Raw genomic sequence first — 19,731 nt, 5'->3', positions numbered from 1 at the left:
AGCACTAATCCTTACGCGGGATCTCTGGGTTGAGGCGGCTGGGGATTATTTTCCGGTGGTTGCTCTTTACCTTCTTCAGATTCCAGCTCTTTCTGAATTTCACGTTGTTCCATGTAATCTTCAAACGTCGGTGGCAATGCCAGATTCTCATTCCAGTCCGGTAATAATGGCAGCGCCTCATCATCGAGTAGATACAGACCGTCTTCCTGCTTACGAATTTCCTGGGCGCGGATGAAGTTGTACTTCTCACGGGAAATCACATCCATGGCCTTACCTTCACGCACGATAGTTGGGCGCAAAAATACCATCAGGTTCCGTTTACGAACCGTATTACCGGTAGAGCTGAATAAGTGACCGACAATCGGAATATCACCCAGAAGTGGTACTTTTTGCTGGCTTTCCTGAACATCTTCGTCAATCAAACCACCTAGCACTATCGTAGCGCCGTTATCGGCCATTACCGTGGTTTTAATTTCGCGTTTGTTGATAGCGATATCCACTTCAGTGGCACCACTAACGCTGGAGACTTCCTGTTCAATGGTAAGTTGTACGCCAGAGCCTTCATTAACCTGAGGCGTGACACGTAACTTAATACCTACCTCTTTACGATCGACAGTCTGGAAAGGGTTATTGTTGTTCGAGCTTGACGTGGAACCGGTAATAATTGGTACTTCCTGACCAACGATAAAATAGGCTTCTTCGTTATCCAGAGTAGTAATGCTCGGCGTTGCCAGGATGTTGGAGTTTACGTCGGTCTGAACAGCCTGTACTACCGCGCCCCAGCCATCTTCAATAATACCGAACATCATGCCGTTTACACTGCCAAGCAATTGCGCAAGTAAGGTGTAATCATCTTGCTCATCAGGGTTGTTGGAGCGAGTAATCGAGCCATCAGGATTCACTATCTCGGTCTGCGCTGCTTCATCACCCTGACCTGCAGCGTAAGCTCCAGCAATTTGTGAAATAGGCACCACGCCGTTAGTAAACTGAGTAAAACCACCTTCTTCGCTGCCCCACTGCACACCTAATTGAGCACCATCACTCTCAAAGACTTCAACAATGATGGCTTCAATATGCACCTGCGCACGGCGAATATCGAGCTGACGGATAACAGACTCTAACGACCGCAACATATCTGGCTCTGCGGTAATTACCAAGGAATTAGTGTCGTTATGAGATTCAATAGTGACATTGCGGTTGCCAGTGCCGCTTCGGCGCGCTGCGGTATTACCGCCTGCGGCTTTTGACTGGTTTTCACGTTGCATAGTGTCGGAAACACTTTGTAAAACCGCAACTAAATCTTCGGCTTTGGCGTATTTCAGATAATAAACCCGGGTGTTGCCAGAGGTTTCTAATTCACTATCAAGGCGGCTGATTAAGCGAGAAATACGCTCGCGTGCCTGGCCTTCACCGGAAATAATCACTGAGTTAGTACGATCGTCGGCAACAATTTTTGGAATCAGGAATGCCGGCGTATCGGCTTTACCGGATGCCGGTTTATTGATGTTTTCGATAATGCGCACCATCTCGCTGGCAGAGGCATGCTCGAGCTTAACAATTTTTACGTCCTGGTCACCGGCGCGATCAACGCGGTCGATGATGGCCACAAGACGGTTAACCACCGCCGCAGTGCCGGTAAGCATGATTACGTTAGAGGGTTCATAGTGAACCACATTACCACCACCAGCCTGGTCACTCAACTGGCGTAACAATGGCGAAAGCTCACGTACCGACACATTTCTAACCGATACAACCCGGGTAACCATCTCATCACCCTGACCAGGCGCTTCGTCACCAACCACCGGAATTGCCGAGCTTTTCGCGTCTTTATTGGGGATGACTTTAAGGACATTGTTGTCCATTTCGACAACCGCAAAGCCATAGACTTCAAGGACGTTCAGGAAGAATTGATAATATTGTTGTTCACTTAATAAGTCGTAACTCCGAACGTTGATTTTACCACGCACCTTAGGGTCAACAATGATGGTTTTTTTCAGATTCTTACCAACAATGTTCACAAACTCGGTGATTTCTGTGCCTTTAAAATTAGGTGAGTACTGTGCGGCAAAACTGGAAGCCGTCCACATACTGCTAGACATTATCATGGCAGTGACACTAAAAAGTGCCGCACGCTTAAATTGTTTTGCGCTAGCAAAGAGGCGCATGGGTTTTCTCCAACTATTAGTTTTCTAAATCGAGGGAAATATCATGTATTTCCCCGCCTCGTTTGACCACGAGCGACAATTGTGTTGACTGACGTAATTCTTTCAGCGCTTGCTGCGCCTGACGTATATCAGTCAAATCATTGCCGTTAATCTCTAAAGCGATGTCGCCTGGTTTTAAACCAACATCACTGAAAAATTCTCGGTCTTTCCCCGGGGATAAACGATAGCCTTTTATCTGGCCGCGCTCCCTGTGTGGGGTTATTTTTATGTAATCGGTAAATTTCGCCGGATTGTCTTTTATATCCGCTTTCAACTGGGCAACCCGTTCTTTTATTTTCGCCTGATTAACCTGAGTCTGGTTATTGGTTAAGGTACGTCTGGTAGCGCTGGTGGTAGTTGCCGGTTTCGGATTGGGTTGCCCCGTTGCCGATGGGATTTTATTGGTATATTCAAAACCATCGAGCATCAGTGTTTCCAGACGGCCGGCACTTTCAATGATCACCCGGTCAATTTTAACTCGCTTCAAGATAGCTCGAGTTCCCTCTATCTTGTCGTCAATGCCGTAAGTTTCCTGTTTGCCCTGGGATTCAATAATGGCTGCAGCGACTCGCGCATCATCGGATGCTACCAACCCAGTCAAAGTAAGGTTTAAGCGGGTTTCCGGAGCTGACTCTTCTTGCTGTTGAGTCACGTCGGTATTTTCCTGCTTTTCGGTTTTAACCCCAAACAGGTTTAGTTTTTTAAATTCTGTGGTGTCGAAAGAGGCACTATTGGCTTGACTAGAGCCTGTCGATGAGCCTTGAATCGCGACGATTTCGGGATCGGGAAAAAACAGCCAGGTGCCCTTTGCCAACATATAGGCAATGTAAACCACCAGGATCACCCCTAAGGTCTGGCTAATGCCCTTTTGCGGGAGCTGTTGCCATATCCTGGTATATCTGTCTGTCATTTGAGGCAAATCCATAAATATTTGTTTAATTTATTATAATAGTCTAGAGGTTGTTTATGTTTGTTGTAATTTATTCAGCGAAATTGCTATGCGGTAAAGCAGTTAGCAGAACAAAGGATAGGACTGCCGAAGGCATATCGAGTTCCTCAGAAGTTGAATTTCAGAACTCAATTTCAGAAATTCTTTCGAACAAATATCGCAACAGACTCTGCAAATAGTTTGCCCGATAATACTTGACCAATTCAGAGTCAACAAGGTATTGGTGTTTTTTTTTCCGATTATTTACTTTAGTGCTGAAATAAGCGGCAACTGCATCTAGTTTCGGTTCTATGACTATGGTAGATTCGCCGGCGCTTTAAAATCTCAACTCTGACAATACCTTGCCCCTCAAACGAGAAACTTAAAGGTATTTATTCAGACGGAAAATTGTAGCCTTATTGATTAAAATTAATACCCATAATCGAGGTTGTTTTTTACCCAGCCGCCCCCATTTGGAAAGTCTGTGCGTCATTTTCAGAAAATCACTTTCCGAAATAATTGCGATAAGTGGAGTAAACATGGCTAAGAAAGCCGATAAATCAGACAGTTCAGACATCCAATATCGACTTGATAAGTGGTTATGGGCGGCACGCTTTTACAAAACAAGAGCCATTGCCAAGCAAATGATCGAAGGCGGTAAGGTGTTTTATAACGGCCAACGTAGCAAATCTGCAAAAATCGTGTCGATTGGCGACAAAATTCGAGTAAGGCAAGGTTTTGACGAAAAAGAAGTCATTATTACGGCCCTTGCTGATCGCCGTAAAGACGCGACCTTTGCGCAAACCCTGTATCAGGAAACCGAAGAAAGTATTAAACGCCGCGAAACCAATGCCCAAGCTCGCAAACAAGGGCTATTATTATCTCCGGGTACCGAGACAAAACCCGACAAGAAACAACGCCGGCAAATTCGACAATTTAAAGAAAGGATCTAATCGTGAGTGAAAACCTTGACGTCTTAAATCGTTACCTTTTTGAAGACCTGCATGTTCGCGGAGAAATCGTGCAGCTTAAACAAAGTTTTGCCGACATCATCGGCAGTCACAATTATCCCGAGCCGGTCACCCAGCTATTAGGGGAATTATTAGCTGCAACCAGTTTGCTGACTGCGACATTAAAGTTTGAAGGTGAAATTTCTGTGCAACTACAGGGCGACGGGCCTGTATCCTTTGCGGTAATTAATGGTAATCATCAACAGCAAATGCGCGGTGTAGCGCAGGTAAATGGTCCTATCGCTGGTAAAGATTTAAAGGCGCTGATGGGAAATAAAGCCAATATGGTTATCACTATCATGCCGAAACAAGGTGAACGCTATCAAGGTATTGTCGCACTGCAAGGTGATACGTTGAGTGAAAGCTTAGAGCACTATTTTGAAACTTCTGAGCAATTAACCACAAAGATTTGGTTAGATGTCGATGTTGCTAAGCTGCGAGCCGCCGGCATGCTGTTACAAGTGCTTCCTGATTCTCAAGACAAGCAACAGCAACATCAAGATTTTGACCACATTAGTCAGCTTACCGCGACCGTTAAAAGTGAAGAGCTACATACCTTAGATGCTGAACAGGTGCTTTATCGACTGTATCATCAGGAAAAAGTAAGAGTTTTTGAACCACAACCAGTAGTGTTCAAATGCAGTTGCTCTGAAGATAAATGTCTGGCGGCGATTACGAATCTTTCCAAGCAGGAGATTGAAGATCATATCGAAGAATACATGACCATAGATATGACCTGTGATTATTGTCAGAAAACTTACCATTTTGACAGACAAAAATTACAACCTATTCTCAACCCGCAAACTCAACATTAACACCTGTTAACGCTCACTTATAAGCAATTCTGAAAGTTTATTTGAAAACTTTCAGAATTGGCTTTCACTGTTCCTGGTTTTTCGTTACTATTTGCCCGTATTTCATCGGGCGATTTGCCCTATTTGTTATAGCAACAATAACACGCACTCAGGAGCACAGCTAAAATGACCGCCGCCAAGTCACTTGATCTAACCCAATACGGCATTGAAAATACTGCGGAAATTATCCATAACCCTTCTTATGAGCAACTCTTCATTGAGGAAACTAAGCCCGGTCTGGAAGGCTATGAAAGCGGTGTCGTCACTAAGTCTGGCGCAGTCGCAGTAGATACTGGCATTTTTACTGGTCGCTCTCCAAAAGATAAATATATTGTTCGTGATGATCTGACTCGCGATACCGTTTGGTGGTCAGATCAAGGTAAAAACGACAACAAACCTATGTCTCAGGAAACCTGGACATCGCTAAAAGGTCTGGTCACCAAGCAATTATCCGAAAAGCGTTTGTTTGTAATGGATACCTTCTGTGGCGCAAATCCGGACACACGCTTGAAAGTTCGCTTTATCACCGAAGTAGCATGGCAGGCTCATTTTGTGAAAAACATGTTTATTCGTCCAAGCGATGAAGAGCTTGCCGATTACGAGCCAGACTTTGTGGTGATGAATGGTGCGAAGACCAACAACCCTGACTGGCAACAACAAGAATTAAATTCGGAAAACTTTATTGCTTTTAACCTGACCGAGCGCATCCAGCTTATCGGCGGTACCTGGTACGGCGGCGAAATGAAAAAAGGTATGTTCTCGATGATGAACTACCTGCTACCACTTCAAGGCATTGCCTCGATGCATTGCAGCGCCAACGTTTGTGAAAAAGGCGACGTAGCCATTTTCTTTGGCCTTTCAGGAACCGGTAAGACTACCCTGTCTACCGATCCAAAACGTCAGCTTATCGGTGATGATGAGCATGGTTGGGACGACAATGGCGTTTTCAACTTCGAAGGTGGATGTTATGCGAAAACCATTAACCTGAGTCAGGAAAACGAACCAGACATTTATCAAGCTATCCGTCGCGATGCCCTGTTAGAAAATGTTGTAGTAGACGATCAAGGTAATATCGATTATGACGACGGTTCAAAAACCGAAAATACCCGAGTTTCGTACCCGATTTATCACATCGATAATATCGTTAAGCCAGTTTCAAAAGCTGGCCACGCCACCAAAGTAATCTTTTTGACCGCCGATGCGTTCGGTGTACTACCACCAGTAGCAAAACTCGATGAAAAGCAGACTGAGTACTACTTCCTTTCTGGTTTTACAGCTAAGTTAGCAGGTACTGAGCGAGGTATTACTGAACCTACGCCAACCTTCTCAAGCTGTTTTGGTGCGGCGTTCCTTAGCCTGCATCCTACCCAATATGCCGCGGTTCTGCGCAAACGTATGCAGGCATCGGGCGCTGAAGCTTACTTAGTGAATACTGGTTGGAATGGTACTGGCAAGCGTATTTCCATTAAGGATACCCGAGCTATCATCGATGCGATTTTAGACGGCTCTATCGAAAGCGCACCAAACAAAACTTTGCCAGTGTTTAATCTCAATGTTCCTACCAGCTTACCAGGTGTTAACGATGGTATTCTTGATCCTCGTGATACCTATGAAGATTCGCAAAGCTGGAATGAAAAAGCAGAAAATCTGGCTGAACTGTTTGTTCAAAACTTCGAAAAGTTCACCGATACCATCCATGGTGAAAATCTGGTTGTTGCCGGTCCACAAGTTAAAGTTAAGGCCTAGTACGGAGTCCCGTTCAGGCGCTTAATGATCATTTTGGATTGTAGCGTCTAACATCAATCCAACTAGGTTCCCGACCTTAAAGCCACTTGCTAATGCAGTAAGTGGCTTTTTTTTAGTTTCCCATCTAACTTTAATTATCTAACCGAATGTTTTGTCTCCGGATATGTATAGTCGAGGCATCAGGTGAATCGTTTTATAAAACCCGTAAAGCAGTAACAGGAATAAATAACAACAGCCACTGAAAGCATAAAACCAACATGATAATTCTTGATCAAGAAGTCCCTCTCAAAGAGAACTTGTTGTACGCACTGCAAACCCACAAAGTCTTGTGGGGCCTTCTCATCGTTTCCGCAATCTTTGATTTTCTGACCACTTATCGATTTATGACCCAGGGCAGCATAGATTTAGAAGCAAACCTGGTTATCAGATATTTAGCCCATTCCTTAGGTATTATTGTTGGCGTTGGTTTAGGTAAATTTTTACAGATTGGCGCGGCAATGGCTTTTTGCGCCTTAAATAAAGAAATGTCCAGGGGCGTGTTGCTGATTATTCTAGCGTTAAACTGCTTCGCGATAACCGTCAATATCATTTACTAGGCAAGCGACTCGATTGCCGAAAAGGATCCTGAGGGAAAATGCTACCTATTTGAGCGGTAATTCGACGATCGCCAGCAGCCCGCCCTGGCGGCGATTTTTCAGGCGAACATGACCACCATGGCCATCAACAATTCGCTTAATAATCGCTAACCCCAGACCACTGCCTTTAGTCCCTCGGGCGGTATCTCCCTGAGTGAACGGCTCAAACAAACGCTCAATATCTTCATCACGAATACCGGGCCCATTATCGGCAACCTGGATACAGGCTACGTTTCGACGACGATCTACCTCGGTAGTGATCTCGATAGCATCATCACTGTACTTCAAGGCGTTTTGCAATAGATTTGCCAATACCCGCTTCATCGCTACGTGTACCATAGGAATCTCTACCGACTCACCATAATTGACCACGAACTGCCTGTCCTCGACCGCTTCTTGCTCGAGCACGTCTTCAACCAGCTGATTAACATTGACCTGCTGGGTATTTTCTTGCATGTCCTGGCGAATATAGTCGATGAACTGATCGATGATGGCGTTCATATCATCGATATCCTTTTCAATGCCTTCTTTAAGGTAATCTTCATTTTCCGACATCATCTCGCTGGCAAGGCGAATACGGGTTAGAGGCGTTCGCAGGTCATGGGAAATACCCGCCATTAACAAGCTGCGATCGGACTCTAACTGCTTGATGCCCTTAGACATATGATTAAAAGCCCGGGTCACCGCCATGACTTCGGTAGAGCCCTGCTCTTTCAATGGTTCAGGAAACTTACCACGGCCAACATCTTCAGCTGCTCGCTGTAAGGCCTTTAACGGGCGATTCAACTGGCGGACAAACAACCAGCCGCCGGCGACACTGAGAATACCAATCAACACCAGGAACGAGATAAGTGGTGAAAAGCTGCCCTGCTCTTCCACTCCCTCAAGCGGGATTTTTACCCATAAACTCGGCGCCTGTGGTGGGCGAATCCAGAACAGATACTCTTCTCCCTGGGACACCCGAACTTCCGCTTCCCCGTCGAGTAACTCACTCATTTGCTGAGATAAATAGGGATAGTAAACGGCTTGAGATAAACCTGACATTTGTGCATCGCGCTCGCGATAAACACCAATACCGGTTTCCTGATGAAATGCTTCCGCCAATGCCGGACTAAATTTAGCATCACCGCCGTCAATAAAAACGACTTTAACCTGCTTTGCCAGCAGTTGATTGATTTGTTGCAGATTCGGGTTAATGACATAAACCGCGACAGAGACATAAGATACGACCTGGTTGATGAGTAACAAAAAGCCTATCAATAAAACGGTCTGGCCGAATGCGCTGCGCGGCAATAATCTCATAAATAAAGATTAACCTGCTGCCGAGCCATCTGGCACGAATACATAGCCCAGGCCCCAGACGGTCTGGATATAGCGAGGGTTGGCAGGATCCTGCTCTAGCATCCGGCGCAGACGAGACACCTGAACATCAATGCTACGCTCAAGCGCTGAATAATCACGACCACGAGCCAGATTCATTAATTTATCCCGGGATAATGGTTCACGAGGGTGGGTGATAAGCGCTTTCAATACCGCAAATTCACCACTGGTTAGCGGCATACTGATATCGCCTTTGCGCATCTCACGGGTACCAAGATTTAGGGCAAACTCTCCAAATTCAATGACATCTTCGGCCATCGATGGCGCTCCGGGTGCTTCCTGAGTTTTGCGTCGCAATACGGCTTTTACCCTTGCCAGGAGTTCGCGAGGGTTAAACGGTTTCGGCATGTAATCATCGGCACCCAACTCAAGGCCGATGATACGATCCACTTCATCACCTTTAGCAGTCAGCATAATGATAGGAATTTCATTTTCGTTTTGACGTAAACGACGACAAATTGATAAACCGTCTTCACCGGGAAGCATTAAGTCTAATACCAACAAATGAAAGTTCTCTCGCTCTAGCAAGCGATCCATTTGTTCCGCATTAGCAGCGCTTCGCACTACAAACCCCTGCTCGACCAAATAGCGCTCTAATAACGCACGAAGGCGCATATCATCATCTACGACTAGTATTTTTGGGGTTTCCTGTCCCATGGTTTGTCTCGCTTATTGTTTATCAATGTTGAACCGTTTTGTGTCTACTTAGCACTATAAGCTATTCCCTTTTTATGTCAAAAACCCTAATTGCAAATAAACTTCTGCTTTTGTTACAAATTATGACTAAGAATAAAGGCGCTATCAGTCCTGTTAGCGTTTCTAAAAGGTGCTGAAATCATAGTCAATGCTAATAACTTCCAGATACCTTTCGCCCTGAGGGGTCTTTACCATGACTTCGTCACCGACTTGTTTTGAGAGCAAAGCCCTGGCGATTGGCGAATCAATACTGATTTTTCCTTCACTGACATTAAATTCATCGGGACCAACAAGTTGATAGTTTACCTGTTGATCATCTTCATCAATTAAACCGACTTTAGCGCCAAAGAAAATTTTTCCGGCTTGCTGACGCTGCGGATAAACAATCGTCAATTCGTCGAGACGTTTCATTAAAAAACGCACTCGTCTATCAATTTCACGCAAACGCTTTTTACCATAAATGTATTCGGCATTTTCACTGCGATCCCCCAAAGCTGCAGCTTCAGATACCGCTTGGGTGACTTTAGGTCGTTCCTGTTTCCACAAAAACTTAAGCTCATCATCAAGGACTTGCCAGCCCTGACGGGTAATGTAATTTGATCGCTTCATTAACTTTCTTTAGGTAAAATGTTGTAAACATTGTCGCCGGCAACGACGGTTTCGTCGAAAAGTACTGGATTATATGATTTATTCCTAGTATACAACTGTCAATTCAATATTCGCAGCACTGCGAAGCATTAAACTGCATCAGGATATGGTTTTATGATTAACATTTCCCAGCAAATTGCTCAGGAACTCTCCGTCAACTCTTCTCAGGTCCAGGCCGCCATCAATCTTCTTGATGAAGGTGCCACCGTGCCTTTTATTGCCCGTTACCGTAAAGAGGTCACCCAGGGTCTCGATGATAACCATCTGCGTCATCTTGAACAGCGACTTACCTATCTTCGGGAATTACAGGAACGCAAAGACCTGGTCCTGAAGAATATTAATGAACAAGGCAAGCTAACCGTTGAACTTCGCCAGGCGATTGAGCAAGCGGACAATAAAACCAGCCTGGAAGATTTGTACCTGCCGTATCGGCCAAAACGTCGCACCAAAGGACAAATTGCCATCGAAGCCGGAATCGAGCCATTAGCCGACGCACTGCTGGCAGATTGGAACCTTGATCCTGAACAGCAGGCACAGGCTTACATTGATAGCGACGCCGGTTTTGCGACAAGCAAAGACGTGTTAGATGGTGCCGCGTATATTTTGATGGAACGATTTAGTGAAGATGCGCAGCTTATTCAAAAGTTACGTCGACATTTATTAAAACAAGCGCATATTACCGCGAAAGTTAGCGATGAATCAGCACAGGGCGCTCATAAATATAAAGATTATTTTCAATTTAGTGAAAAGTTAAGCACCATACCCTCGCATCGGGCACTGGCTATTTTGCGTGGCCGCAACGAGGGTATTTTACAGCTTAGCCTGGATGTTGATCCGAACAGTGAGTTAACCGAATCATCAGCAGAAGTGATGATCCGCGACCATTATCAGCTGCACTTAAATCAGCAAAATGTCGCGAACTGGCTCAACCGTGTCGTGCGTCTTACCTGGAAAGTGAAATTAGGCCTTTCTCTGGAAACCGAATTAATCTCGAGTATGCGCGAGGCCGCTGAACTGGAAGCTATTGATGTATTTGCCCGCAACCTCAAGGCCTTGTTGATGGCAGCACCGGGTGGCCCGAAAGTCACCATGGGCATAGACCCTGGTATTCGCACCGGTTGTAAGATAGCCGTTGTCGATGCTACCGGTAAGTTATTACACACCACGACCATCTTCCCGCATGAGCCGCAAAATCACTGGCAAAAATCGATGCGCACCTTGTCGCATCTGATTAATGAACACAAGATCGAGTTGGTTGCCATCGGTAACGGTACCGCGTCCCGTGAAACCGATACCTTAGTCGCGGAAGCGCTGGCAGAATTGAGCGGTAATAAGCCCGCGAAATTGATTGTCTCTGAAGCAGGCGCCAGTGTTTATTCAGCCTCGGAAACCGCTGCTAAAGAATTCCCAGAGCTTGATGTCTCCTTACGTGGTGCCGTATCGATTGCCCGACGATTGCAGGATCCGTTAGCAGAATTGGTAAAAATTGAACCGAAAGCGATTGGCGTTGGCCAATACCAACACGATGTTAGTCAAAGCCAGTTAAGTAAAAGCCTTGATGCTGTTGTAGAAGATTGTGTAAACGCCGTTGGCGTAGATGCGAACTCAGCATCGATTCCATTATTAGCCAGGGTAGCCGGTCTTACCCGCACCATGGCACAAAACATCGTAGCTTACCGAGACGAGAATGGCGCCTTTAACAACCGCCAGCAATTGTTAAAAGTCGCTCGCTTGGGACCAAAAGCCTTTGAGCAGGCAGCCGGTTTTATTCGCATCAACCAAGGTGATAATCCGCTTGACGCTTCTGGTGTGCATCCAGAAAGCTATCAGCTGGTCAATCGCATGGCGAGTGAATCAGGATTAGCGGTCGAGCAACTGATAGGCGAGCAACAGCACATTAAACAGCTTGACGCGAAAAACTTTGTTACTGAGCAATTTGGTTTACCGACCATTAAAGACATTTTAAGCGAGCTGGAAAAACCGGGTCGCGATCCTCGCGGTGAATTTAAAACCGCGAAATTTAAAGAAGGGGTAAACAAACTTACCGACCTTACCGAAAACCTGATTCTTGAAGGGGTTGTCAGTAATGTCACTAAATTTGGTGCCTTTGTTGATATCGGTGTGCATCAGGATGGCCTGGTTCACATCTCGTCGTTAACCGACAAGTTTGTCAGCGACCCCCATGACGTGGTTAAAGCCGGCGATATTGTTAAAGTAAAAGTGTTGGAAGTGGACGTAAAGCGCAAACGTATTTCATTGACTATGCGCCTGAATGAAACCGCTAATGCTGGTAAATCCGACAATCGCAGTAAGAGTAATTCTAGCAACAAAGCCGCTAAGCAAGGGCAGCGTAGTTCGCAAAATCGCCAACGCGATAAACAACCTGCCAATAGCATGATGGGTAATGCGTTCGCCGAAGCCTTTGCCAAAGCGAAAAAATAAACCGCATTGCAAGATAATTCCCCCTAATTAACCTCTTCACTCGAAGAGGTTAATTTTTTTCCATTGTCCAAGCCCCTATTTTTGCCTTAAGCTCAAGTTAATGTTTTGTTAACAGTGATTAACATGAAGATACTTGTAGCACCAGACTCATTTAAAGAAAGCCTGTCGGCTACGGATGTAGCGAAAGCCATCGCCGAGGGTTTATCCGAATCCATTTCTGATGTTGACATACGTTGTTTGCCGCTTGCCGATGGTGGCGAAGGTACTGTTGAAGCCCTTACCAGCGCCATGGGTGGCAGCCTGGAAACCGTTGATGTTAAAGACCCGCTGGGAAGGAGCATTCAAAGCCAGTGGGGCAAAATCGACAATCTGGCAATCATCGAAATGGCCGCCGCATCGGGCCTTGAGTTACTTTCCGCTAATGAGCGGAACCCACTGGTAGCCGACAGTTTTGGCACTGGCCAAGTTATTATCGAGGCAATTAACCAGGGCGCGAATAAAATCATTCTCGGACTTGGTGGCAGCGCCACTAATGATGGTGGTGCCGGTTTACTGCGAGCCTTAGGAGTCAGACTGTTGAATGCACAAGGGCAAGACATTGGTCCCGGTGGTGGCGCCCTGAACAAGCTCAGCCATATCGATTTCAAAAATTTACATCCAAAGGTTAAAGATATTGAATTCGCCATTGCCTGCGATGTTACCAACCCACTTTGTGGGGATAATGGTGCCAGCGCCATATTTGGCCCGCAAAAAGGTGCCAATGACACCATGGTTGAACAATTGGACAATAATCTCAGGCATTTTGCCTCTTTACTGCAATCGAGATGTGATATTGATTTGCTTAAAGAGCCGGGAATGGGCGCTGCCGGTGGCTTGTCACTTGGGCTTGAAGCGGTAGCCAAAACCAAACGCTCTTCAGGCTTTTCGCTGATCAGTAGCACCACGGGTTTAACAGAGCATTTACAGTGGGCAGATCTGGTCATTACCGGCGAAGGAAAAACCGATCATCAATCGCTTGCCGGTAAAACCTGCTTTGGCGTTGCGAAACAGGCACGACAACAGCAAACTCCTTGCATCATCATCAGTGGCTCGCTTGGAGCAGGTTACGAGCAACTCTACCAACACGGTGTGACGGCATGTTTTAGTGCCGCACCCGGACCTATGACACTGGAGAATGCCATGCAAAATGCCTATAGCTACCTGCAACAGACAGCACGTTCCATAGGCCGAATGCTGACCATAAATCTGCAAAGATAATCAACACTGGCAAAATTTTTTTTTTGCCTCTATGGTATAAAAAAGAACAACTTACTACAGACAATTCGCTAATTATGGCAAAGATTCTAGCATTTTCGGGAAGCGCTCGGCGTGACTCTTATAATCAACAACTGGTGAAACTGGCGGCACGCGGTGCTCAGGAAGCAGGCAGTAAAGTAACGGTAATTAATCTGGCTGATTACCCTATGCCAATATTTTGCCAGGATATTGAACAAGAATCAGGAATGCCCGAACACGCCGATGCCTTTAAGAACTTACTGCTGGATCATCAGGGAATTCTGATTGCCTCTCCGGAATACAACAGTGCCTACAGCCCGTTATTAAAAAATGCGCTCGACTGGGCCTCCAGGGCAACCAGCAAAGATGAGGTGCCCCTTAGCGCATACAAAGATAAGGTTGCCTGTATCATGGCGGCTTCACCTGGCGCGCTTGGTGGTATCCGCGGCTTGTCCTGTTTACGCCTGCTTCTGAGCAATATGGGAGTGACAGTTTTACCGCAACAAGTTGCGATTAATCGTGCCTATTCAAGCTTTGCTCAAGGTCGCTTGGTGGAGGAAGATAAATCTAATCAAGTCATAAGGTTAGGGAAACAATTAGCAACAATTTTGCAGCGCCATTACGAAGATTGACCTAGTTTTTTAAACGAAGCCTGTTTTCTGCTCACAAAATAGTTGCCCCCGCTGAAAAGTCAGGCTAGTCTAGGTTTTAAGATAAAAACAAAAAAGAGGTGAGTATGGCCAGCCCCAACAGAAAACCAACAGAAGCGGAATTGTCTTTATTAACCATTTTATGGGAGATAGGTCCGGCGACGGTTCGCCAGGTACACCAAGCACATAACGATAGCCTTCCTGAAGATCAACACATCGGTTACACCACAGTATTGAAGATCTTGCAAATCATGCATGAAAAGAAATTGGTATTGCGTGATGAAAGACAGCGTGCTCATATCTACGCGCCGTCAGAAAGCGCTGTGCAAACGCAAAGTTCACTGGTTAAAGATTTAGTGCAAAAAGCCTTTAATGGTTCACTATCACAACTGGTGATGCGAGCGATTGGTAATTCCAACAATGCTGAGGAAATCAGCGATATTCGTTCAATGCTGGATGAATTAGATAGCCAACAGGAAACGGTGCAATAGTTTGTCACCTGACTGGTTAAATATCTTACAACAACTGTCATATACACTAGGTCACTTTCTCTGGCAGGGACTGGTGATTGCGCTAGTGCTGAAGATAAGTCTGGTGTTTATCGACAAACGATATGCGCAACTGAGATATTTAAGTGCCGTCAGCGCCTTAATCGCCTGTCTGATAGCGCCAGTTTATACCTTTTCACAATTAATCCAATCCAGTCCAGGCGCTATGGTCGGTCAGTCATTGCCCTGGGTGCAAGACTTCGTTCAGTCAACGCAAAATATCATATTAAGCCAGGGATTCACCAAGACACTGCAGATCAGTCATCTGTTTGCTATTGGTTGGCTACTAATCGTCAGTATTCTGCTGATAAAATTTGCAATCGAGTTTAGCTGGGCGCAAGCCGTTCGGCGTCAGCAGGTCTTAGCACCGACGAATGAGCTGCAACAGCAGTTTTCAAGGTTGGTTGAACAGTTAAAGATGACGCGTCGGGCGCAGCTGTTGTTATCCTTCCATATTAGCTCGCCAATGACACTGGGATTCTTAAAGCCTGTAATCCTGTTACCTGCACAGCTTGTTACTGGGTTGAGCAAAGAGCAGCTGGAATTGGTTTTACTGCATGAATTAGTGCATATCAAACGCTATGATTATGCGGTTAATCTGGCACAGGCGCTGATCGAACTCTTGTTATTTTTCCATCCAGCTGTGCATTGGATCGGTCGTCAGATTCGTCTGGAAAGAGAATGTATTTGCGATCAACAGGTACTGAAACATAAAAACGACACCTTGAGTTATGCGCGGTTAATGACAGATTTAGCCGACTACCATCAATCGACATCGGATTTAGCAATTGCGGCAAACGGTGGCGAGCTGACCCAACGGGTACAACGTATGTTGGATAACAGTAATCAGCCAGCTCGTTGGAATACGTTAATACCGGTTACGTTTGTGGCGGTATTATTTGCGGGTCTATGCGGCCTTTCTGCCAATTCTCTGTGGAAGACGATTCTCGGTAGCTCTAACGCCGCAAACTTTACAAGTAACCAAGCCGACAAGCAGAGCAATGTTGCCCAGGCCAGTATCGCCCATTGGTTACTCAACCCTATGGAGCGTGATTCACAGCAAGCGATAGCTGATAGTGACGGTTTGCCGCTGCTTGAAAGCGAGGTAAGCCTCACTGACTTCTCACCGGAAAATTCGGTGCAGGCCATTATCGCGAAATTATCCACTGATATGGTCAATGCCAGTTATGATGATGCTTCGGCGCTCATTGACAACATCAAACCCGTTGCTATGAATCAGCCTGAACAAAGCCAACCTAGTATTCAGCTAGCTGCCGACGATACAAGCACAATTGCTGACAACCGCCTCGCTAACACAGCCGTCGATGATGCGAATGTAGAGCCAATTGAAGTTGCTATCGAGCCAGTAATCGATGCTTTGGTTACTGCTGAACCGTTAAATCCGTTAGTAAACAACCAAATGACAGTGTTTGCAAATAAGGCTGCAAAAGCGTTAGTGTTGCCAGTGATGGAGCTGCAGGATGATTTATCCGGTCAGGCGCAGTTGCTAGATAGTAGCCAGTTGATCGCCACCACCTATCCAAATCTACAACAGCAAGCTGAGCTGATTGAAGCTCAGGTGTTAAAAACCTACGCGCCTAAATACCCTAAACTCGCAGCACGCAGAAAATTGAGCAAAGCCGTTCAGGTATCATTCGTGATTGATGTTGCAGGCCGTGTGACTCAGCTGGACTTCGAAGAAGACTACCAGGTTCGTTATTTTAAAGGCTCCATCTCTGAAGCGATGAAAAAATGGCGCTTCAAACCTGCTACTTTAAACGGTAAACCGGTTGAAAGTTCGATGACTAAAATTTTCGATTTTAACCTCGAAGGCTAGTGGCTTCTTGCATTCCCAGAAAATTATCTCTTCTGCTTTTGCCATAGCCGTGCCGATTCTAATCTGAAATATAGAAACCATAGAAAAACGCCCTCAGCTGAGGGCGTTTGTCGTTAACGAAAACTCGTTATATCAGTTTCGTTGTTTGCGCTTTTGCTGCATTTTTTCAAACTTTGCTTGTTGGTCTGCATCCAGAACGTGATAAATCTGATGCATGGTTTTGGCTCGGATGAGGCCGGCTTGCTGACGTTTTTGTGCCGTTTCATTTTGTAGCGCAAGGAAGGCATTTTCATCAAAAGAATCTGCCTTAATGATCGCCTGCAGCTCCTGACGATGCTCCTTTTTCTCCGGTGCCAAGGCTTCTAACTGCTGTTTGCTGTTACTACGAATTTCTTTGATTTGAGCTCTTTGCGCATCACTTAAATCTAAGGCACGAAGCATTTTTTCCATGCGATAACCTTGCTTGCCGTGCTCGCCTTTATGTTTGTGCATATCAAAGGCCATGCTCGAAAATGCTAAACTTGATAACAACACCAGAACTGCCGATGTCTTTAGTGCATTTGTACGTTTCATCATCTCGCTCCTGTATTCGCGTTAAGTACGGTTGTTATCTTAGCCAGAGTTATTGCAAAATAGTGCAAAGGCTGTGTAAATTTTGAGTAAAGGTAGAATCCACTATCAAAAATCGGGGTAAATTTACTATCACAAGCCCGGCTAAATGGTGATGAGCGTGCAACATAAACCTATCCTATTGATTGATGATGACCAGTCTCTGGCAGAACTGCTATCGGAATACTTAGCAACCGAAGATATAACGATTGAAGCTTGTCATGATGGTCTAAGTGGCTTGCAAAAAGCGAGAAATCAGGATTATTCATTAATCTTACTCGATGTGATGATGCCGGGCCTTACCGGATTTGAAGTCTTGCAGGCTCTCGGTGGCCATCATCACACACCGATTATTATGCTTACTGCCAAAGGCGACGAAGCCGATCGGGTTCTGGGACTTACTCTTGGCGCTGATGACTACTTGCCGAAGCCGTTCAATCCTGCAGAATTATTAGCGCGAATTCAGGCTATTTTTCGTCGTATCGATATTGTTGCCCAGCAAAAAGCTCAACAACCCATTTCCTGTAATCAGATTACCCTGACACCGGCAACCCGACAGGTGGAATACGCTCAACAATCGATTGAATTAACCGGAACTGAATTTGAAATGCTGCATCTGTTGATGCAACAACCGGATCAGGTAATAAGTAAAGAAACTCTATCAGAATCGGTTTTGAACCGGCCATTGGCAAAATTTGATCGTGGTATCGATATGCATATTTCCAATATCCGCAGAAAGCTGCAACAGCAGGGAAAAATTGATTGTATCAATACCGTGCGCGGTGTCGGTTATATCTTCAACTCCGCGACGGGGGATTCGTGAGCTTAATTTCACGACGCTGGTATTCGTCACTTTTTGTTAAAATGTTTCTCGGCTTTTGGTTAGTCGCCCTGGTTTCTATTCTGGTTACCCGCTGGGTTAGCCTCAATCTGCTGACACCGCCGGAGGCGGCGCCATTAAACTTTCAACAACAAAAAATTTTGCAACGAGCCAGTAAGCAAATTCAACAGTCTTTGGATCAGATGCCCAACTCCGGATTTCGCAAACTCGAACCCTGGTTGAAAAGAAACGGCCGCCTGCCGCGGGAGCTGTGGCTGTACGATCGCGATGAAGACCGCCTCTATACCAATGCCCGTTATCCGAAACCCGTGGTCCATGATCGATTGGCGCAACTAAACTTCCCGCAGCCGGTGAAACATTCCTTACCCGGATACAATCTGATTGGCCCAAAATTGCTGGAATTACAACAAGGTAATTTGCAGTTGTATATTGGTATTCGTAAAGATCCCAAGAACGCAAAGGGCTTTTTTAATCGCCTTCCTGACTGGTTAAGGCTGTTGTCGATGTTCATGGTATCAGCACTGGTATGCGGCATACTGACCTGGTTACTGATTAAACCGGTTAAACGCCTTACCTCAGCCAGTCGACAATTCGGCCTTGGCGACCTCGATGTGCGAGTCCCAGAATTTGAGCGCCGCCATGATGAACTTGGTGAACTTGGACAAGCTTTTAACCGCATGGCCGAGCAACTGAACCAACATATCAGTGCTCATAAGCGCTTGCTGGGCGATGTATCCCATGAGCTACGCTCCCCCCTAACCCGCCTGCAATTATTGATTAGTTTGATTGAGAAACAAAGCCAGGATATGCCGCAGCTGAAGGAAAACCTGGATCGCAGTCGCAATGAAATCGAACAACTGGACGATATGGTGGGTAAAGCGTTGGCGTTATCAAGACTGGAAAACCAGATAAAACCCATAGACCGTAAGCCTGTGGATATGGTTCAGCTCTGTCAGCAAATCTGCGAAGAACAACAGATACAGGCTCAGACTAAAAACATTCAGTTAATATTTAATCCCGGTAACTCTCAAGCCCTCGCTCAGTATTGGGGCGATCGCGAGCTTTTACAGAGCGCCATTTCGAATGTATTGAATAACGCTATCAAGTATTCACCAAGCGATAGCACCGTGAGTCTTGAGATTAAAGCCTCGGAACCAGGGTTATCGATAATCATCAGCGATGCAGGACAAGGAGTGAAAGAAGAAGATTTGCAGCGGATCTTTAAACCTTTTTATCGCGAAGATAACTCCAGAACCCGTAAAACCGGTGGTACTGGATTAGGCCTGGCAATCGCCAAAGATGCAGTGAAACGCCATGGTGGCACAATCAAAGCCCGGGCGACAAATCCAACAGCGGCACAACCGGGACTTTCGGTGATAATGGAATTACCTTATGATATTGCTTAATAATCTCAATTAAGAATCGGTA

17 protein-coding genes are annotated in these 19,731 nt (G+C 45.7%); 11 read left to right on the top strand and 6 right to left on the bottom strand.

The features are described 5' to 3' along the window. Window positions 1-11: 11 nt before the first annotated feature. On the bottom strand, window positions 12-2,165 hold the full coding sequence (gspD, locus tag FNC98_RS00850) for a type II secretion system secretin GspD (protein WP_409574562.1): 2,154 nt from the start codon (window positions 2,163-2,165) through the stop codon (window positions 12-14). A gap of 16 nt (window positions 2,166-2,181) precedes the next feature. Continuing rightward, complete coding sequence (gene gspC, locus FNC98_RS00845) at window positions 2,182-3,114, bottom strand: type II secretion system protein GspC (RefSeq protein ID WP_185968021.1); 933 nt, start codon at window positions 3,112-3,114, stop codon at window positions 2,182-2,184. Window positions 3,115-3,671: 557 nt separating this feature from the next. Here gspC and hslR point away from each other — a divergent pair. From hslR to FNC98_RS00825, 4 genes are all read left to right on the top strand, one after another. Further along, window positions 3,672-4,085 (top strand): ribosome-associated heat shock protein Hsp15, encoded by a 414-nt coding sequence (gene hslR / locus FNC98_RS00840; RefSeq protein WP_143579483.1) that lies wholly within the window; start codon window positions 3,672-3,674, stop codon window positions 4,083-4,085. Between the two features lie 2 nt (window positions 4,086-4,087). Beyond that, a complete protein-coding gene (hslO, locus tag FNC98_RS00835) occupies window positions 4,088-4,957 on the top strand; it encodes an Hsp33 family molecular chaperone HslO (RefSeq protein ID WP_143579482.1) in 870 nt (289 codons plus the stop codon). 165 nt (window positions 4,958-5,122) lie between these two features. Next, window positions 5,123-6,742: a phosphoenolpyruvate carboxykinase (ATP) gene (pckA, locus tag FNC98_RS00830; protein WP_143579481.1), complete on the top strand. Its 1,620-nt coding sequence runs from the start codon at window positions 5,123-5,125 to the stop codon at window positions 6,740-6,742. A gap of 257 nt (window positions 6,743-6,999) precedes the next feature. Beyond that, window positions 7,000-7,338 carry a hypothetical protein gene (locus FNC98_RS00825; RefSeq protein ID WP_143579480.1) on the top strand — a complete coding sequence of 113 codons (339 nt, stop codon included), beginning with the start codon at window positions 7,000-7,002 and terminating at the stop codon, window positions 7,336-7,338. Between the two features lie 45 nt (window positions 7,339-7,383). On the opposite strand, the gene envZ is transcribed toward FNC98_RS00825, so the two are convergent. From envZ to greB, 3 genes are all read right to left on the bottom strand, one after another. After that, on the bottom strand, window positions 7,384-8,679 hold the full coding sequence (gene envZ, locus FNC98_RS00820; protein ID WP_143579479.1) for a two-component system sensor histidine kinase EnvZ: 1,296 nt from the start codon (window positions 8,677-8,679) through the stop codon (window positions 7,384-7,386). Window positions 8,680-8,688: 9 nt separating this feature from the next. Next, entirely contained in the window at window positions 8,689-9,414 is a 726-nt protein-coding gene (ompR, locus tag FNC98_RS00815) for a two-component system response regulator OmpR (protein ID WP_143579478.1), read from the bottom strand. A 162-nt stretch (window positions 9,415-9,576) separates the two neighbouring features. Next, complete coding sequence (greB, locus tag FNC98_RS00810; protein ID WP_143579477.1) at window positions 9,577-10,062, bottom strand: transcription elongation factor GreB; 486 nt, start codon at window positions 10,060-10,062, stop codon at window positions 9,577-9,579. 153 nt (window positions 10,063-10,215) lie between these two features. Between greB and FNC98_RS00805 the strand changes: the two genes are divergently transcribed. The 5 genes from FNC98_RS00805 to FNC98_RS00785 all read left to right on the top strand — a co-directional run bounded on the left by FNC98_RS00805 (window position 10,216) and on the right by FNC98_RS00785 (window position 16,853). Then, window positions 10,216-12,543, top strand: a complete 2,328-nt coding sequence (locus FNC98_RS00805) for a Tex family protein (protein WP_143579476.1) — start codon at window positions 10,216-10,218, stop codon at window positions 12,541-12,543. A 123-nt stretch (window positions 12,544-12,666) separates the two neighbouring features. Continuing rightward, complete coding sequence (locus tag FNC98_RS00800) at window positions 12,667-13,800, top strand: glycerate kinase (protein ID WP_143579475.1); 1,134 nt, start codon at window positions 12,667-12,669, stop codon at window positions 13,798-13,800. A 74-nt stretch (window positions 13,801-13,874) separates the two neighbouring features. Continuing rightward, on the top strand, window positions 13,875-14,450 hold the full coding sequence (locus FNC98_RS00795; RefSeq protein ID WP_143579474.1) for an NADPH-dependent FMN reductase: 576 nt from the start codon (window positions 13,875-13,877) through the stop codon (window positions 14,448-14,450). 104 nt (window positions 14,451-14,554) lie between these two features. Beyond that, window positions 14,555-14,959, top strand: a complete 405-nt coding sequence (locus FNC98_RS00790; protein ID WP_143579473.1) for a BlaI/MecI/CopY family transcriptional regulator — start codon at window positions 14,555-14,557, stop codon at window positions 14,957-14,959. 1 nt (window position 14,960) lies between these two features. Beyond that, window positions 14,961-16,853 carry a M56 family metallopeptidase gene (locus FNC98_RS00785; protein ID WP_143579472.1) on the top strand — a complete coding sequence of 631 codons (1,893 nt, stop codon included), beginning with the start codon at window positions 14,961-14,963 and terminating at the stop codon, window positions 16,851-16,853. Between the two features lie 132 nt (window positions 16,854-16,985). Here FNC98_RS00785 and FNC98_RS00780 read toward each other — a convergent pair whose 3' ends face one another. Further along, window positions 16,986-17,426 carry a Spy/CpxP family protein refolding chaperone gene (locus FNC98_RS00780; protein WP_221932906.1) on the bottom strand — a complete coding sequence of 147 codons (441 nt, stop codon included), beginning with the start codon at window positions 17,424-17,426 and terminating at the stop codon, window positions 16,986-16,988. Window positions 17,427-17,577: 151 nt separating this feature from the next. Here FNC98_RS00780 and FNC98_RS00775 point away from each other — a divergent pair, with 151 nt between their 5' ends. Further along, window positions 17,578-18,285, top strand: a complete 708-nt coding sequence (locus FNC98_RS00775; RefSeq protein WP_143579470.1) for a response regulator transcription factor — start codon at window positions 17,578-17,580, stop codon at window positions 18,283-18,285. After that, window positions 18,282-19,709: an ATP-binding protein gene (locus tag FNC98_RS00770; RefSeq protein WP_143579469.1), complete on the top strand. Its 1,428-nt coding sequence runs from the start codon at window positions 18,282-18,284 to the stop codon at window positions 19,707-19,709. The genes FNC98_RS00775 and FNC98_RS00770 overlap by 4 nt, the downstream gene beginning before the upstream one ends. Window positions 19,710-19,731: the final 22 nt, after the last annotated feature.

The sequence above is a fragment of the Thalassotalea sp. PS06 genome (assembly GCF_007197775.1).
GTDB lineage: Bacteria > Pseudomonadota > Gammaproteobacteria > Enterobacterales > Alteromonadaceae > Thalassotalea_A.
This window is presented reverse-complemented; position numbering and strand designations above follow the sequence as displayed.

Coding starts and splice junctions, on each gene's coding strand:
- gspD (WP_409574562.1), bottom strand. CDS start 2,165: ATGCGCCTCTTTGCTAGCGCAAAACAATTTAAGCGTGCGGCACTTTTT.
- gspC (WP_185968021.1), bottom strand. CDS start 3,114: ATGACAGACAGATATACCAGGATATGGCAACAGCTCCCGCAAAAGGGC.
- hslR (WP_143579483.1), top strand. CDS start 3,672: ATGGCTAAGAAAGCCGATAAATCAGACAGTTCAGACATCCAATATCGA.
- pckA (WP_143579481.1), top strand. CDS start 5,123: ATGACCGCCGCCAAGTCACTTGATCTAACCCAATACGGCATTGAAAAT.
- FNC98_RS00825 (WP_143579480.1), top strand. CDS start 7,000: ATGATAATTCTTGATCAAGAAGTCCCTCTCAAAGAGAACTTGTTGTAC.
- envZ (WP_143579479.1), bottom strand. CDS start 8,679: ATGAGATTATTGCCGCGCAGCGCATTCGGCCAGACCGTTTTATTGATA.
- ompR (WP_143579478.1), bottom strand. CDS start 9,414: ATGGGACAGGAAACCCCAAAAATACTAGTCGTAGATGATGATATGCGC.
- greB (WP_143579477.1), bottom strand. CDS start 10,062: ATGAAGCGATCAAATTACATTACCCGTCAGGGCTGGCAAGTCCTTGAT.
- FNC98_RS00805 (WP_143579476.1), top strand. CDS start 10,216: ATGATTAACATTTCCCAGCAAATTGCTCAGGAACTCTCCGTCAACTCT.
- FNC98_RS00800 (WP_143579475.1), top strand. CDS start 12,667: ATGAAGATACTTGTAGCACCAGACTCATTTAAAGAAAGCCTGTCGGCT.
- FNC98_RS00795 (WP_143579474.1), top strand. CDS start 13,875: ATGGCAAAGATTCTAGCATTTTCGGGAAGCGCTCGGCGTGACTCTTAT.
- FNC98_RS00790 (WP_143579473.1), top strand. CDS start 14,555: ATGGCCAGCCCCAACAGAAAACCAACAGAAGCGGAATTGTCTTTATTA.
- FNC98_RS00780 (WP_221932906.1), bottom strand. CDS start 17,426: ATGAAACGTACAAATGCACTAAAGACATCGGCAGTTCTGGTGTTGTTA.
- FNC98_RS00775 (WP_143579470.1), top strand. CDS start 17,578: ATGAGCGTGCAACATAAACCTATCCTATTGATTGATGATGACCAGTCT.